This window comes from Pseudomonas sp. CC6-YY-74 (assembly GCF_002025205.1).
Taxonomy (GTDB): domain Bacteria; phylum Pseudomonadota; class Gammaproteobacteria; order Pseudomonadales; family Pseudomonadaceae; genus Aquipseudomonas; species Aquipseudomonas paeninsulae.
In genome coordinates, this window is sequence record NZ_CP019947.1 from 3,382,812 (window position 1) to 3,397,329 (window position 14,518).

At 58.3% G+C, this 14,518-nt stretch carries 12 protein-coding genes, 2 tRNA genes and 1 pseudogene; 10 read left to right on the forward strand and 5 right to left on the reverse strand.

Going from position 1 to position 14,518, the window contains the following annotated elements; genetic code table 11:
- Positions 1–68: 68 nt before the first annotated feature.
- The 9 genes and pseudogenes from B2D37_RS15385 (at position 69) to B2D37_RS15425 (ending at position 9,316) form a co-directional block, all read left to right on the forward strand.
- Positions 69–144 (forward strand) — tRNA-Phe (locus tag B2D37_RS15385).
- 197 nt (positions 145–341) lie between these two features.
- A pseudogene (locus B2D37_RS15390) lies at positions 342–944 on the forward strand (tyrosine-type recombinase/integrase); the annotation flags it as partial.
- A gap of 1,075 nt (positions 945–2,019) precedes the next feature.
- A complete protein-coding gene (locus B2D37_RS23990) occupies positions 2,020–4,008 on the forward strand; it encodes a bifunctional diguanylate cyclase/phosphodiesterase (protein ID WP_177345230.1) in 1,989 nt (662 codons plus the stop codon).
- Between the two features lie 389 nt (positions 4,009–4,397).
- Positions 4,398–5,171, forward strand: a complete 774-nt coding sequence (locus tag B2D37_RS15400) for an ABC transporter ATP-binding protein (RefSeq protein WP_079203513.1) — start codon at positions 4,398–4,400, stop codon at positions 5,169–5,171.
- Between the two features lie 18 nt (positions 5,172–5,189).
- The gene (locus B2D37_RS15405; protein WP_079203514.1) at positions 5,190–5,942 is read left to right on the forward strand and encodes an ABC transporter substrate-binding protein; all 753 of its coding nucleotides are present in this window, start codon (positions 5,190–5,192) and stop codon (positions 5,940–5,942) included.
- A gap of 50 nt (positions 5,943–5,992) precedes the next feature.
- Positions 5,993–6,688, forward strand: a complete 696-nt coding sequence (locus B2D37_RS15410; RefSeq protein ID WP_079203515.1) for an ABC transporter permease — start codon at positions 5,993–5,995, stop codon at positions 6,686–6,688.
- A complete protein-coding gene (locus B2D37_RS15415) occupies positions 6,685–7,374 on the forward strand; it encodes an ABC transporter permease (protein WP_079203516.1) in 690 nt (229 codons plus the stop codon). Before B2D37_RS15410 ends, B2D37_RS15415 begins: the two co-directional genes overlap by 4 nt.
- Before the next feature lie 45 nt (positions 7,375–7,419).
- Entirely contained in the window at positions 7,420–8,634 is a 1,215-nt protein-coding gene (locus tag B2D37_RS15420; protein WP_079203517.1) for a methyltransferase, read from the forward strand.
- Positions 8,635–9,240: 606 nt separating this feature from the next.
- Positions 9,241–9,316, forward strand: a tRNA-Thr gene (locus B2D37_RS15425).
- Positions 9,317–10,225: 909 nt separating this feature from the next.
- Here the strand turns inward: B2D37_RS15425 and B2D37_RS15435 are convergent.
- Positions 10,226–10,849 carry an MbcA/ParS/Xre antitoxin family protein gene (locus B2D37_RS15435; protein WP_079203518.1) on the reverse strand — a complete coding sequence of 208 codons (624 nt, stop codon included), beginning with the start codon at positions 10,847–10,849 and terminating at the stop codon, positions 10,226–10,228.
- Positions 10,846–11,340 carry a hypothetical protein gene (locus B2D37_RS15440; RefSeq protein ID WP_079203519.1) on the reverse strand — a complete coding sequence of 165 codons (495 nt, stop codon included), beginning with the start codon at positions 11,338–11,340 and terminating at the stop codon, positions 10,846–10,848. Before B2D37_RS15440 ends, B2D37_RS15435 begins: the two co-directional genes overlap by 4 nt.
- A 93-nt stretch (positions 11,341–11,433) precedes the next feature.
- On the opposite strand from B2D37_RS15440, the gene B2D37_RS24220 reads away from it, so the two are divergent.
- Positions 11,434–11,718, forward strand: a complete 285-nt coding sequence (locus B2D37_RS24220) for a helix-turn-helix transcriptional regulator (RefSeq protein WP_079203520.1) — start codon at positions 11,434–11,436, stop codon at positions 11,716–11,718.
- Positions 11,719–11,806: 88 nt separating this feature from the next.
- On the opposite strand, the gene B2D37_RS23135 is transcribed toward B2D37_RS24220, so the two are convergent.
- The 3 genes from B2D37_RS23135 to mobC are packed head-to-tail and all read right to left on the reverse strand — an operon-like array spanning position 11,807 to position 14,463.
- On the reverse strand, positions 11,807–13,621 hold the full coding sequence (locus tag B2D37_RS23135) for a hypothetical protein (RefSeq protein WP_154067099.1): 1,815 nt from the start codon (positions 13,619–13,621) through the stop codon (positions 11,807–11,809).
- Positions 13,596–14,168: a relaxase/mobilization nuclease domain-containing protein gene (locus B2D37_RS15460; RefSeq protein WP_177345231.1), complete on the reverse strand. Its 573-nt coding sequence runs from the start codon at positions 14,166–14,168 to the stop codon at positions 13,596–13,598. Before B2D37_RS15460 ends, B2D37_RS23135 begins: the two co-directional genes overlap by 26 nt.
- The gene (gene mobC, locus B2D37_RS15465; RefSeq protein ID WP_079203524.1) at positions 14,158–14,463 is read right to left on the reverse strand and encodes a plasmid mobilization relaxosome protein MobC; all 306 of its coding nucleotides are present in this window, start codon (positions 14,461–14,463) and stop codon (positions 14,158–14,160) included. The genes B2D37_RS15460 and mobC overlap by 11 nt, the downstream gene beginning before the upstream one ends.
- Positions 14,464–14,518: the final 55 nt, after the last annotated feature.

Sequence of the window (14,518 nt, forward strand, 5' to 3'; positions counted from 1 at the left end):
ATAATTAAATATTTTTCAAACTCACGCTTGACACCTACCCCTCAAATCCGTCTAATAGCGCCCCGTTAGCCCGGGTAGCTCAGTCGGTAGAGCAGGGGATTGAAAATCCCCGTGTCGGCGGTTCGATTCCGTCCCCGGGCACCATACCTAGCTTCCAGGAAGTCGCAAAACTACCCGGAAGCACTTAAAAAACCCGCCTAGTGCGGGTTTTTTATTGTCTGGCGTTCCCATGCCATGCCTTGTAAGCCCTGACAATTGTGAGTAGAGCCGGCTCGGTCTAAAAATCTACTCACAAGACGAAAGCAAAGCGCCCGACTGGCGCGGCTTTCAAGGGGTACGATATGGCACTGACAGACGCAGCCATCAAGGCAGCCAAACCCGCTGCCAAGCTGTTTCGCATCACTGACAACAATGGCCTATGCCTAGAAATAGCCCCGACCGACTCCAAGCTCTGGCGCTATCGCTATCGCTATCGTTTCAACGATAAGGCCAAGATGCTGGCGCTAGGCACCTACCCCCCCTATCCCTGCTAAAAGCTCGCCAGAAGCGCGACGAAGCACGCGAGCAGCTAGCCAACGGCATAAGACCCCGGCGAACAAAAGAAAGCCGCTAAACTGGCACAGAAGGTCATAGGACTAACCTCTGAAGGGCTAGCGCGGGAGTGGTTCGACTACAACTCGCCACGCTGGGCAGAGAGCACCGCACGCAAAGCCAAGCTGTATATGGAAAACGACCTGATACCCGCTATCGGTTCGCGCCCGGTTAAAGCCATCACCCGGCCCGACCTGGTAGAGCTGGTGGAGCTGGTGGAGCTGGTGGAGCTGGTGCGCAAGGTGGAGGCCCGCGGCACGCTGAATGCCGCCGGCAAGATTCGCCAATGGTTACACCAGATATTCAGGTACGGCCTAGCCACTGGCGTGGTGGACGCAAACCCGCCCACTAATACCGAACAGAAAGCCCCAGCCCTGTGCTGGGTTTTTTTGCTTTCTGGGCGTTAACTCTCAGCGTCCGATGCATTGCCGGCCCCTTCGCGAAAATCCGCCCAACCGCGCCTGCGCGGAAATAAAGGAACTGAAAGCAAACATTCCCCGGCACGGCCATCCGCGCATACCCGAGTCTTTTGCGTTGAGCCCCGCAGCGCATTCATCTCCCTGTAACACTGGCGGCGTTAGAATCCGGCGAACCAGATCGCAGAGTCATCAACATCAGGCCTGCACGCCGGTACTGGCACAGCACTTGCGCAAAAAATAACCACTATTCAACCTAAAGACAGGACGTCATGCAGGAGAAAGACTATGGAGCGAGCTCGGGTCACAAGCCATAGCCCGTCGGCAATACTCGGCGAGAGTAAGGCATTGGCGACGCGTCAGGCGTCTACCGTCGGCGCATCCGGCACTGCCCACCACAAATAGCCACACTCGACCAGCTCGACATGCGCAGGTATCACGTCCTGCGAAGCCGTGTGGACGAAATGATATGCGCGGGCGTTGACATTACGGGGCGTAACCCGCTACGCCTGGCCCGCGGTCGCCAGGCCTATATCGTCGAAAACAATGTTCTCAAGGCTGGCTGATTAGAAGCCCTAACCGTTCCGACTCATGGCAGCCAAGGCTGGAATTTCAAGCCCAGGCCTGATTTTTCGCCTGTCAGTTTTCCGCCACATCTTGACGATCCGGCGAGGCCCGACGCGCAGCAAACGGACAATGTGCGCCGCCGATCGGCAATAAGTGCACGCCCAATGAGTGCCTCGGTGGTAGGCAAATCGATCAAGAACTCTGCTTGGCCGCTGGTGCCAATGCACCTTGCGCCTAGCCGCAGCGGACAGACCGACAGACCGACAGACCGACAGATGACACCAGTCATTCCGCCGAGGTCACGCAGCGAAACAAACCAGCGCCGCCGTCAAAATTCAGGCTCTATTGACAGGTATAGAACCGCCCCCTACACATGAAGGCGATACCGCGAGAGACCTTACATCGTGGCGCAGGCTCGGAAGCCAAGATTTTTTCGGGGGACACAATGAAAAACAACAAAATCTGGCTGGTGAGCGCCACCGTTTTCGTCAGTCTGCTCCTGGTGGTAATCATTATGGCGGCGGTGATGCGCTATGCCTCCACGACCCTGCTCGAACGCGACGCTGAACACACCGCCCTATTCTGGGCCGAATTCGTCGGTGGCAGCGTCCGCGACCTCGATACGCTGCTGATGCAGGGCGAACTCACCGATAGGGCGCACGAGGACTTGAAGCGCTTTCAGCGCGTGCAGGAGGTCTTCCGCTTCAAGATGTTCAACCGCGAGGGGCACACCGTCCTAGTTTCGGACGACTTGGACAACCCCGCCGACAGCCAGCCCACGAAGAGTTCTATCGGGCATGGCAATGACAATGTTCGCAATATGGTCCTGGGCGGCAACAACGTCATCCTGCTGGAAAGAAATCCAGTCAATGCAAACCGCCCCGCCGTCTACAGCGAGGCCTACGTGCCGATCAGGCGCGACGGCCAGATAATCGGCGTGGTCGAGGTCTACGTCGACCAGGCCGACCGTACCGCACGCATCGAGCGGGCGTTCACGCTCGTGGCCGGGGCGCTGTTCATCTTGCTAAGCGCGATCGGGCTGATCATCGGCCTGATAATCCTGCGGCGCATTGAGCTTGAGCGCCTGGCGGATGAGCGGATGCGCTACCTGGCTCATCACGACGCACTATCGGGACTGCTGAACCGGATGAGTTTCAACGAGGCACTGCATGAGGCCGTGTGGCGCCATGAGGCTGGCGGGCCGGTGTTCTCGGTGCTGTGCATCGATCTTGACCACTTCAAGGAAGTGAACGACACACTCGGCCACGGTGCCGGCGACGAGGTCCTGCGCCAGGTCGGCGAGCGCCTGCGTTCGCTGGTTCGCCACGGCGACCGAGTCGCGCGACTGGGCGGCGATGAGTTCGCGATTTTGCAGACCGGCGTGGCCGCCATCGACGATGTCAGCACGCTCGCGGAACGGGTAGTGGAACTCCTCGCCCGCCCCTACGATCTCGGCACCGATACCATCCATTGCAATGGATCGGTCGGTGCCGCCGTCTTCGGCGTCGATGGGACCACTGAAGAGGACCTGATGCACAAGGCCGACTTGGCACTGTATCGCTCCAAAGCCGCTGGGCGCGGCACCTTCAGTTTCTATGACGAAGAGCTCGACAAGCAACTGGAAGCGCGCCGCATGTTGACCAGCGAACTGCGCACCGCGATCGGTACGGAGCAGTTCACATTGCACTACCAGCCGCAATTCGCACCGGACGGCACGACCCTCAAGGGCTATGAGGCCTTGCTGCGCTGGAAGCATCCGACCCTCGGCGCACAGATGCCAGATCAATTCATCCCGCTCGCCGAAGACACCGGCCTGATCGACCCGCTGGGCCGCTGGGTGCTGCGTACCGCCTGTGCGCAGGCGGCCCTGTGGCCGGATGAGCTGAGCGTCGCCGTCAATCTTTCCGCCGCGCAGTTCCAGCAAGGCGATCTGGTCGAAGTGGTTGCCCGAACGCTTGACGCCAGCGGCCTTGCGGCCCATCGCCTTGAGCTGGAAATTACCGAATCGATGCTGATGAACAATACCCAGCTGGTCACCCAGACCCTGGCGCGCCTTGCAGCGATGGGCGTGCAGATCGCCATGGACGATTTCGGCACAGGCTATTCGAGCATGGCGTATCTCTGGCGCTTCCCATTCGACAAGCTGAAGATCGACCGCTCGTTCACCGCACACCTGGCATCTGACCCCAAGGTGAACCTGATCGTGAAGTCGATCATCTCGCTTGCGCACTCACTAGATATCCGCGTGAACGCCGAAGGCGTGGAAAATGCCAGCCAGCTCGAAATTCTGCGGACGCACAAATGCGATGAAATCCAGGGTTATCTGCTTGGACGCCCAGTCCCCGATGATCAATTGGTGCACTTGCGCTCGACAGCTGCGGTAACCTGCGATGCCGCTGCACTGCAAGCCATGGACGGCAGCGCACCGGCGTGATGGCCCGTGCGGGTGGTGAGCGCCCATAGGCTGCACATCCACCGGGCAGAGCCGGTTGCGCCGGTTATGCGCCAAATTGCAGCCTCCCGAGGCAAACAGAACGCCCGCAGGAAACCCAACGGATTGTACCCCAGGGACCAATGAAGCGACTCGGGCCAGGCCTTGAACTTACCGGCGCCGGGGCACCCCCAGCAGGCAAGGAGCCCGGTCGGACCAGCGGACTTTTGTGCCTGCGCGACAGGCTGGTTTAAGGATGCGACAACCTGCGGGGCACCGCTGCTTTAGCCACCCGGTCGGCATGGCGCCGTTCCGAACGCTATGCTAGCTTGACGCCTCGCCAGGAAGGCCATGCAACGCCGGAGCGCAACCGAATAAGAAGAGGACCCCCCATGGCCGAGGCCACGCCCGCGCTGGAAATTCGCGACCTGCATAAACGCTATGGCGACCTCGAGGTGCTCAAAGGCATCTCCCTCACCGCCCACGATGGCGACGTGATCTCGATTCTCGGCTCATCCGGCTCCGGCAAATCGACCTTCTTGCGCTGCATCAATCTGCTGGAAAACCCCAACCAGGGTCAGATCATCGTCGCCGGCGAGGAGCTCAAGCTCAAACCCGGCAAGCAGGGCGAATTGGTCGCCGCCGATGGCAAGCAGATCAACCGCCTGCGCAGCGAATTGGGCTTCGTCTTCCAGAATTTCAATCTGTGGCCGCACATGAGCGTGCTCGACAACATCATCGAGGCGCCGCGCCGGGTGCTCGGCCTGAGCAAGGCCGAGGCCATCGAACGGGCCGAGGCGCTGCTGGCCAAGGTCGGCATCTCCGACAAGCGTCATGTCTATCCCAATCAGCTCTCTGGCGGCCAACAGCAGCGTGCGGCGATTGCCCGCACCCTGGCCATGCAGCCGAAAGTGATCCTGTTCGATGAGCCGACATCGGCCCTCGACCCGGAGATGGTCCAAGAAGTGCTTAATGTGATCCGCGCGCTCGCCGATGAAGGTCGCACCATGCTCCTGGTCACCCACGAGATGGGCTTCGCCCGCCAGGTCTCCAGCGAAGTGGTGTTCCTGCATCAGGGCCTGGTGGAAGAACAAGGCTCACCCGAGCAAGTGTTCGACAACCCGGCTTCGGCGCGCTGCAAACAATTCATGTCCAGCAATGACTAAACACGGAGCAACTCTCGCATGCTGAATTACAAGAAAATCCTGTTGGCCGCGGCAGCCACCCTGGCGTTCGGTACCGGCGCCGTCGCTGCCGAAAAACTCAAGATGGGCACCGAAGGGGCCTATCCACCCTTCAATCTGATCGACGCCAGCGGCCAGGTTGGTGGTTTCGACGTGGACATCGGCCAGGCCCTCTGCGCCAAGATGCAAGCTGAGTGCGAAGTGGTCACCTCCGACTGGGACGGCATCATCCCGGCCCTCAATGCCAAGAAGTTCGACTTCCTGGTGGCCTCGATGTCGATCACCGATGAGCGCAAGGTGGCCGTTGACTTCACCGAGCCCTACTACACCAACAAGCTGCAATTCATTGCGCCGAAAGACAGTGACTTCAAATCCGACAAGGCCAGCCTCAAAGGCAAGGTGATCGGTGCTCAGCGCGCCACCATCGCTGGCACCTGGCTGGAAGACAACCTGGACGGCGTCGTCGACATCAAGCTCTACGACACCCAGGAAAACGCCTACCTCGACCTGTCCTCGGGTCGCCTCGACGGCGTATTGGCCGACACCTTCGTCAACTGGGAATGGCTGAAGAGCGATGCCGGCAAAAGCTTCGAGTTCAAGGGCAAGCCGGTATTCGACAACGACAAGATCGGGATTGCCGTGCGCAAGGGCGACCCACTGCGCGAGAAGCTGAACACCGCGCTGCAGGCCATCATCGAAGACGGCACCTACAAGACCATCAACGATAAATATTTCCCGTTCAGCATCTACTGAGCAGCCTGCCCTGCGTCGCCCTCACGGGCGATGCAGGCTTCTGACCCCCCATGAATTTAGACCTCTACGGATTCGGCCCGGCCCTGGCCGCCGGCACCCTGATGACCATCAAGCTGGCGCTCTGTGCGCTGAGCCTGGGTCTGGTGCTCGGCCTGCTCGGCGCACTGGCCAAGACTTCGCCGTACAAGCCGCTGCAGTGGCTTGGCGGCACCTATTCGACCATCGTGCGCGGCATACCCGAACTGCTTTGGGTCCTGCTGATCTACTTCGGCACCGTGCAACTGATGCGCAACCTGGCCGACCTGCTGGGCATCGACAGCCTCGAACTGAGCGCCTTCGCCGCCGGCACCATCGCCCTGGGCATCTGCTTTGGTGCCTATGCCACCGAAGTATTTCGTGGCGCGATCCTCGCCATCCCCAAAGGTCATCGCGAAGCCGGTCAGGCGCTGGGCCTGTCCGTACCGCGAATCTTCTGGCGCCTGATCCTGCCGCAGATGTGGCGCATCGCCCTGCCCGGCCTGGGTAATTTGTTCATGATCCTGATGAAGGACACCGCCCTGGTGTCGGTGATCGGCCTGGAAGAAATCATGCGCCGCTCGCAGATCGCCGTAACCTCGAGCAAAGAACCTTTCACCTTTTTCCTAGTGGCGGCCTTTATCTACCTGGGCCTCACCGTGCTCGCCATGATCGGCCTGCACTTCCTTGAACAGCGTGCCGGCCGTGGCTTCATCAGGAGCACCTCATGAACTGGGAAGTCATCATCAAGTGGTTGCCGCGCCTGGCCGAAGGCGCCGTACTGACCCTGGAGCTGGTCGCCATCGCGGTAGTCGCCGGCCTGATCCTGGCGATACCCATGGGCATCGCCCGCGCCTCCAAGCATTGGTTCGTCCGCGCCGTGCCCTACGGCTACATCTTCTTCTTCCGCGGCACACCGCTGCTGGTGCAATTATTTCTGGTCTATTACGGCCTGGCCCAGTTCGACGCCGTGCGCGAAGGGCCGCTCTGGTTCTACCTGCGCGACGCCTACTGGTGCGCCATCCTGACCATGACCCTGCATACCGCCGCCTATATCGCCGAGATCCTGCGCGGTGCGATTCAGGCCGTGCCACCGGGCGAAGTGGAAGCGGCGCGCGCCCTGGGCATGGCCCGCTGGCAGACCATGCTCTATATCGTCCTGCCGCGCGCCGCACGCATCGGCCTGCCGGCCTACAGCAACGAAGTGATCCTGATGCTCAAGGCCAGCTCCCTGGCCAGCACCGTCACCCTGCTGGAACTGACCGGCATGGCGCGCACCATCATCGCCCGCACCTACCTGCCAGTGGAGATCTTCTTCGCCGCCGGGATGTTCTACCTGCTGATCGCCTTCATCCTGGTCCGTGGCTTCAAGCTGCTGGAAAACTGGCTAAGGGTCGACGCCTGCCAGGGCCGCTGACGCGATGGGGCACTCACGGCCCCATCTAGGCTTGACGACACGACCATGAACGACTCCCCCCTCAGCGGCGACAGCCTGCTCCAGCGCTTCCAGGCGCTGGATGCATTTTTGCTGCAGCACCAAGCACTATGGCAACCGCGGCCATTCACCCACCAGCAACTGCCGTGGGAAAGCCAGCATCCAGAACTCGCCCGTTGGCTCAGATCGCGCAGCCTGGAGCAGGCCGAAGCCAGCCACAACCAGCCGCACCTGCTGGAAGCCCCCGCGCCCTTTCCCGGCCTCGCCGCGCAAGCCGAGACCCTGAGCCGAGTCGGCGCATTCACGCCACTGCCATCGCCGCCACTGCCGGCCCGCTTCTCGGTCGACGTACCAGGCCGTAAATGGCAACAGATCCAGGCCTTCGCCGGCTGCCTGCAGTTTCACCAACCTGCCCAACACTGGCTCGACTGGTGCGCCGGCAAAGGCCATCTCGGGCGTCTGCTGGCACATGACGGGCGCCCGCTGACCTGCCTGGAGCACAACCCCGAACTGGTACACAGCGGCCAACTGCTCAGCCAGCGCCTGCACCTCAACGCCCGGCATCTGCAGCAGGATGTACTCGACGCCGATGCCGGCGCCCAACTCCGCAGCGAACACACCCCGGTCGCCCTGCATGCCTGCGGCGACCTGCATGTACGCCTAATGCAACTCGCCAGCGCGGCCGACTGCCAGCAGCTGGCCATAGCGCCGTGCTGCTACAACCGCATCACCACCCCCAATTACCAGGCGCTCTCCTCAGCGGCCCAGGCATCAGCCTTGCGACTCTCGCTGGATGACCTGGCCCTACCCCTTAGCGAAACCGTCACCGCCGGCGCTCGCGTACGCCGCCAGCGCGATCGCTCCATGGCCTGGCGCCTGGCATTCGACGTGCTGCAACGTGAACTGCGCGGCATCGACCAGTACCTGCCCACACCGTCCTTGCCGACGACCTGGTTGGCTAAAGATTTCGCCGACTACTGCACGGACCTCGCCGCCCTGAAACAACTGCCCGCACCAGACACTTCAAGAGACTGGCAACAACTGCAGAGCCAAGGCTGGCAACGACTGGCCCAGGTGCGCAATCTGGAGCTGCTGCGCGGCTTGTTCCGCCGCCCGCTGGAACTGTGGCTGCTCCTCGACCGTGCGCTCTACCTGCAAGATCAGGGTTACAACGTGCGCCTCGGCAGCTTCTGCCCGCGCCAGCTCACCCCGCGCAACCTGCTGCTGCTCGCCGAACGCTGAACGCCGCTGAGCTCACACAAGTTGTCCACATTATCTGTGGATAACTGTGTTGATAGTTTCTGAGCAACCCCACCAAACGCCTCTACCATCGGCTCTCACGGCGCTTGCTCGTTTTTTGAGCAGCAAATAAATATCAATTAAAACATGTACTTATAAAAAGCAGAGAAATACCTCGCAAAAAACATGTGTACTCTCGCCAAACAACGTCAGCTTGTGCATAAGGATTTCGCAGCTAATCGCCAGAACTGCATTAAACGACCTGATTAGCCACACTCATCAGCCCGGAGCCCCCTCCATAGCGGCGTACCGCTGTTGCAGGAGAGCCTCCTAGGCGCGCTATTTTAGGTCGCAGAATGGCCTGCTTTCACCCCGGCGATGCGTACCCCTATGAATGTGAGAAATGCCCAACCCCATCCCCTGGATGCGCTAAGCAAGAAAAATTCCGGAAGCATTTCCGAGCACGCAGTCCGCGCCCAAGACATGCCCGAGAACGCCGCCCACGCCTTGCCGACTTCAGACTGAGTGCGGCTTGAAAATAATCAGAGTAAACAATGCGCAGACGCCTTTACTCGGCCAGATGAATGGATATAATGGCGCCCCTGAAATGCCGGTATAGCTCAGCTGGTAGAGCAACTGACTTGTAATCAGTAGGTCCCGAGTTCGACTCTTGGTGCCGGCACCATACAAAACAAAGGGTTACGTGAAGACGTAGCCCTTTTTTGTGCCTGAAATTCGGCTTGGGGTAGATTTGGGGTAGGAATCTGACAGAAACAAGATACCTAGATAGGAAGCTCAGTTCTTGCCTGGCATGCAGCAACACAGTTGAATTTACTAGCGGCCAGGGAAGTCTGCTGCTCAGATCCCCATGAACGCGTCCGGCCAGAAGGGAGGTGTACTGGCTCCCCGATATGCCAGGAACACCCTGCACTGCGCGCGGGGTATCTCAGCTCGCGGCTCTGCTGCTCACTGTGATTGATATGATGCAGTGGACTTGTAGGCAGTGGTCACCGCCTCCCCCGTGGACGCTTCATCTGGTCTCGACCTGACGAACAACTCAAGGAGCCGCGTATAGAGACCCACTACATCGAGATCAAAGATCTGGGACGGCGACGGAGGCATCTACATCCTCAACGAGGTGCTCCAGGAACTGTGCGTCGACATCGGCTGCTCGCTGTCCCTGGACGAAGAGTTTATGGGGACGACACGCGGCCTCGTGCTCAGAAAATCCCACGCACGTCCCTGATCGCGTCGATGAGTTGGTTGGTTGGTTGGACGCTCGGGCGCCACTGGACCTTGAGAAGTACTGGTGATGTCCCGTTTTTTTCGATCAAAACGATGTCATGACTCTTCGGATGGCGAGGGCACCAATTTCTGCCCTAACACCCAGAGCGCGCTAACGAAGCGGTTCAATTGGCCCCCGCTCATCCCGAACACCTCGGCCTATACCGTGCCCCTTATTGAGGCCAGTTTCTCAGTTCCCATCGGTATTAATGAAGAACCCTAGGCTTTCCAAGGTGTTGTTGATCGGCGTAATGATTCGAGACTCAGAGCCCAGGTCGGCTGGCCACTTCGATTTGCATTGTGTTCTTCCTTAGGTATAAACGCCGTGCTCTATCTGGCCAATTAACCTCAGCAACTGGGCTCGACCCGCCGGATGGTTTAACAAATCGACAGGAGCGATTCCCCCAAGTGCATGCGCCTGGCGTGTATACCAGCCGATCACATGAGTCGGATTGCCTCCAAACAGGGATAGGGCACTATCGATGACATCGGCAATCGATGGGGAGTGCAACGGCGATGCTCCCGTTTGCGGTGCCTCCTGCCCTTCTCTTTGGACAGTCTTGCCTGCTGATGTGCCTAGGTGCCTGGCGCACCGTGTAGATAGCCATCCTTGGTCTTCGTGGATCTCTCCACGGTCGCCGCATATCTCGCAGAACCTACCTGACAAGCCCTCTATCACGTCAATCACCGCGGACACATAAGCGTCGCCATGTGAGTAGTAGACGCGAAGCTCTCCAAATTTCTCTTTGATCTGATGAGCAACGAATGGCTCGGACTTGGCTGCATCCATCCGCCGCTGGATTAGGCAGCCGGTCGCGTCAAGCAAGTGGAACCATCCGCTACCGCACTCGAAGCCATGGAGCCCAGAGTTACTAATAGGCGGATAAACGACTGGATAGCGTGAGGTCAACTCGATGTCGAGTTCGTCGTTCATTGCTCCTCGCCCTCCTCGTCTTCGTCTCCTGTCGTTTCAAGGATCGGCAGATGGATCATGGAGCTGTCGTACACCACGTCAATCGACTCAAGGCTTGCCCAATCCAGGTAGCGTGGGTAGCGGGCCCCATCCTTGAGCTCGTAAGCAAACTCTTTGTGGGCTCCGGCACCCATGATGGTTTCTGTGTATGCAATAACCTTGGCAAGTGGCTGCATCTGGTACATGCCCGAGCCGTTGAGATGGCCAGGCGATACAAGTTGAGTGTCCAGAATGAAGGTTTCCTCATCCTGTATCTCTATGTGGTGTTTCAACGCATAGATGTTGGGTAATAGACGCATCTCCATCTGCGGATCCTCACCGCACGGGGTGACGACCCAGGAGACGTAAAACCAAGGCACAAAAATAGGTTGGACCACGTACTCCCACGACACAGTGTTGCTCCTTAGGAAAGGAGATAGCTGAATTTCGGTATCCGGAAAAGTCTCGAACATATAATTTCCTGAAAAGCACAATATATGTCGTCGGCGACATAGCCGACATGGCCGCATTGTGGCCCTATCTTTTCTTTTTGAAAAGACCGAAAAATGGAACGAGAGTATTTATTCGGACCTGCGCTGCGACGAATGCGTTTGGCGAGAGGACTTCCCCAGGACGCTTTCGCCACTACCACGACACAGGCGCACCTCAGTCGCCTCGAGCGAGGCGTGAGGGAACCTACGTGGGGTAAGGTGACTGAGTTGGCGGTGAAACTAGAGGTACATCCACTGACGCTTTTTGCTCTCTCTTATCTCGTCATTGATGAGGCTTCGTCAGTAGATGAGCTACTTGATACGGTGAAACGCGAGCTTAATATGCTGGGAGTGGCATAGGGTGCGGATGTGCCAGTAGGATGCTCATCAGCTTGCTGATGAATATTGAGGACTGCTTTACAGTCAATTCGAAAGCGATAGCCGCTCATTACCCTCCTGGGCTAGCCGGCCCTGCGGGTGTATCCCTCTCCCGCTTTTGCGTAATCCCGAGCGGGCCTGGCAGCAACGTCTCCGGCACTTGGATCTGTTCGGTGTGACACACAGAAACCCCACCTTGCTCCCTGTTCAGCTCTGCTTTGATTGCACGCAACGGCTCCGACAACTGCGCGCCAATCAGGTCGCCATCGAAGCCGACATCTGAGCAGCGCTGGAGCGTACCGTCCTCCTCCCAGTGGTCAAATCCCGGCAGGGGAAAAGAAACACTACCAATCCGTGCACTGACCACAGCATTGAGTCCAGGCTGAATCCTTTCTGCCAGTCGTTGCATGACATAACGGCTTTCACAACCATAACTCACATGCACAAAAGCCTCGGGCACTCCGCCCGAAGTGAACCTGATCGCCGGCGACATGCCATACCTGTCCATACACGCCAAATCTTCCGCAGTCACACCAACCAAATGCAGCCAGCTTTGCGCTGATACGAGCGCCAGACGGACGTTGCAGCTGTGGCTATTCAGTACCAGTAATTGCGCCCAGTCCTTCGTTACTTGATCTGGATGAGAAATTTGCCCAAAGGGTTCCTCATTTGGATGGCCGTAGCTGATCGCCCATTTGCTGAACTGGCGATTAAGCTCCCACAACATTTCGATGGTCGCCTTCCAATCAGCCTGCTGGTAAGTCCGATTTATGCCCTGCCGTAACAGGGCTGCCACGCCCATTCGAGCTACCCGGCGAGCTTGAACAGCAGGCAGGATCTCTGGACTCAGCTCCTGCCCGGGTGATTGCTCTCGGTGATAACGAACTGGAGGTTCGTCATCGTGGCGCGTAATTCGCGCATCTCCGCGCGTATCAACTTTATTTCGTTGTTCATCAGAGAGCGCATGTCGTTCAGCAGCGCTTGGTTTTCCACTGCCAGTGTCGTCATAGCCTGGAGCACTGGAAACATCGCTGCCGCCAATTCCTCGCTGGTCGCCACCTTGTCCTGTCGCATTTTGTCCAGCTTGATTGCCAACACCAACGACAGCGTCTCCGTTCGGCTCTCCAACGTCTGCTGAGCAATCTGCTCCGCCTGCTTTAGTTTGCTCATGTATCCACCACTCCAGGCCTTGTTTTTCTTGTTCTGTTGGCTGGTATCCAGCCACCGCAATCTCACGTAGCGACAGCTCGAACCACATCCTTTTTCGAAACTCTTCTGACCCCATTACAGCCATGGTTTTTACCCCACGCTGCTTGGCTCGCTCCGCAATCGCTTCGTGAACAAGCGGATGGCCCGAACAAGCGAGATACACCTTGGGCCTCTCCACGAACGCAATACGCTTCGGCTTGTTGCGCCATACCCAATCAGTGCATTGGTCGTCGACCGGTTTGGCAATAAACCGCGCCAATACCGGCTGACCAATCGCTGGCGTTGTAATTGGCAGAACCTCTACGCCAAAACCAACGTGTAATTCACCGCCCACAGGCTCTCGCGCCAAAGCAAAAGGCTTCACCAGATGAAGATGCTGCGAAGCTGCAAAGTTGAGCTGCTTGGCGAGTGCTGGCCATGAGAACCCCTTGCCCATATCGCTGCCCTTCATTGGCAGACCCTGCCCATATTGGAAAGAGATGCCGGACACTCGACCTGTAGTCGCAACACTGGGAATAGGGGTAACACCAGCATCCAGCAAACGATTCCAGAACGTAGGAAATGACGGTTTACCTGCAAGAGCCGCGGAAACCAGCTCCTGCAATAGCATCCGATCAGAAGGCTTACCGGTGCGGATTGCCATATTGAGTTCATTGCTGGTTGGCGACTTCTTCAAGACTGGCTCGCCCCCAGGCCGACCAACAGTTACCCTGGTACAAACCGTACTTCACTTCGAGCCGAGCCGCCGCAGACTCCCAAAGGCGGAAATCGTGGTGGGGATTCCAAATCCGGCCACCCCGTTCGACGACAGAAAATGCAATATGGACATGCAGATGCGCTTTATCACCGTGCACGACATAAAGTACCTGCCGCTCTCCGGGTGCCACCTCGACCATGGCTTCTTTAGCCAATGCGATTGCTTGTTCTGCAGTGAGCTGATCAGCCGCATGCTCGGCATTTCCAGGGAAAAAACTCATCACCGAGTGAACGAAATAATCTTCCGGCGGCGGCTTCCCACACCGCTCTTGAGTGGTGAAATTCCACAATGCCGCAGACCACTGCTTCGCGTAGTTGAGTGGGCTCTCCCCCGGTAACATCGGTAGCGCATTCAGGGACTCGTGCCGTAGCACGCGCTCATTGGACTTACCTTTCCGTGACAGCAGATACCTAACCAGGTTGCGCAAATGCTGCTGCGAGTGATGTTTGCGAACCTTAAAGATCATCTGCCAAACCTCGCAACGCATGCAGCTCGACTGCGATTTCACGCAAGACGGAGTCGTCCACCAACATTCCAGAGTTAGCCCAGTAGGCAAGCTGGTTGAGATTGTTGCCGATACGAGACAACTGACTGATCGACTCAGCGTCCCAGGCAGATTTCGGAGGAATAATTTCGCGATCCAGCGCTGCTCGAATGAGCCAATCGGCAACACTGAGGTGAAGATCGTTCGCTTTGACGAAGATGAGTGTCTTGTCGCCGGGAGTAATTCGGAGGCATAGCCTCGCTGTTTTTCTATCCATGATGAGCACCTTTTTATTATTTTTATGTCAATGCTATTGACGCTTTAAACACGCC

Excerpts from the sequence above, each read along its gene's own strand:
- mobC (WP_079203524.1), bottom strand. The coding sequence starts at position 14,463 with ATGGATAGAAAAACAGCGAGGCTATGCCTCCGAATTACTCCCGGCGAC.
- B2D37_RS15420 (WP_079203517.1), top strand. The coding sequence starts at position 7,420 with ATGAACGACTCCCCCCTCAGCGGCGACAGCCTGCTCCAGCGCTTCCAG.
- B2D37_RS15460 (WP_177345231.1), bottom strand. The coding sequence starts at position 14,168 with ATGATCTTTAAGGTTCGCAAACATCACTCGCAGCAGCATTTGCGCAAC.
- B2D37_RS23990 (WP_177345230.1), top strand. The coding sequence starts at position 2,020 with ATGAAAAACAACAAAATCTGGCTGGTGAGCGCCACCGTTTTCGTCAGT.
- B2D37_RS15435 (WP_079203518.1), bottom strand. The coding sequence starts at position 10,849 with ATGAACGACGAACTCGACATCGAGTTGACCTCACGCTATCCAGTCGTT.
- B2D37_RS15410 (WP_079203515.1), top strand. The coding sequence starts at position 5,993 with ATGAATTTAGACCTCTACGGATTCGGCCCGGCCCTGGCCGCCGGCACC.
- B2D37_RS24220 (WP_079203520.1), top strand. The coding sequence starts at position 11,434 with ATGGAACGAGAGTATTTATTCGGACCTGCGCTGCGACGAATGCGTTTG.
- B2D37_RS15405 (WP_079203514.1), top strand. The coding sequence starts at position 5,190 with ATGCTGAATTACAAGAAAATCCTGTTGGCCGCGGCAGCCACCCTGGCG.
- B2D37_RS15400 (WP_079203513.1), top strand. The coding sequence starts at position 4,398 with ATGGCCGAGGCCACGCCCGCGCTGGAAATTCGCGACCTGCATAAACGC.
- B2D37_RS15415 (WP_079203516.1), top strand. The coding sequence starts at position 6,685 with ATGAACTGGGAAGTCATCATCAAGTGGTTGCCGCGCCTGGCCGAAGGC.
- B2D37_RS15440 (WP_079203519.1), bottom strand. The coding sequence starts at position 11,340 with ATGTTCGAGACTTTTCCGGATACCGAAATTCAGCTATCTCCTTTCCTA.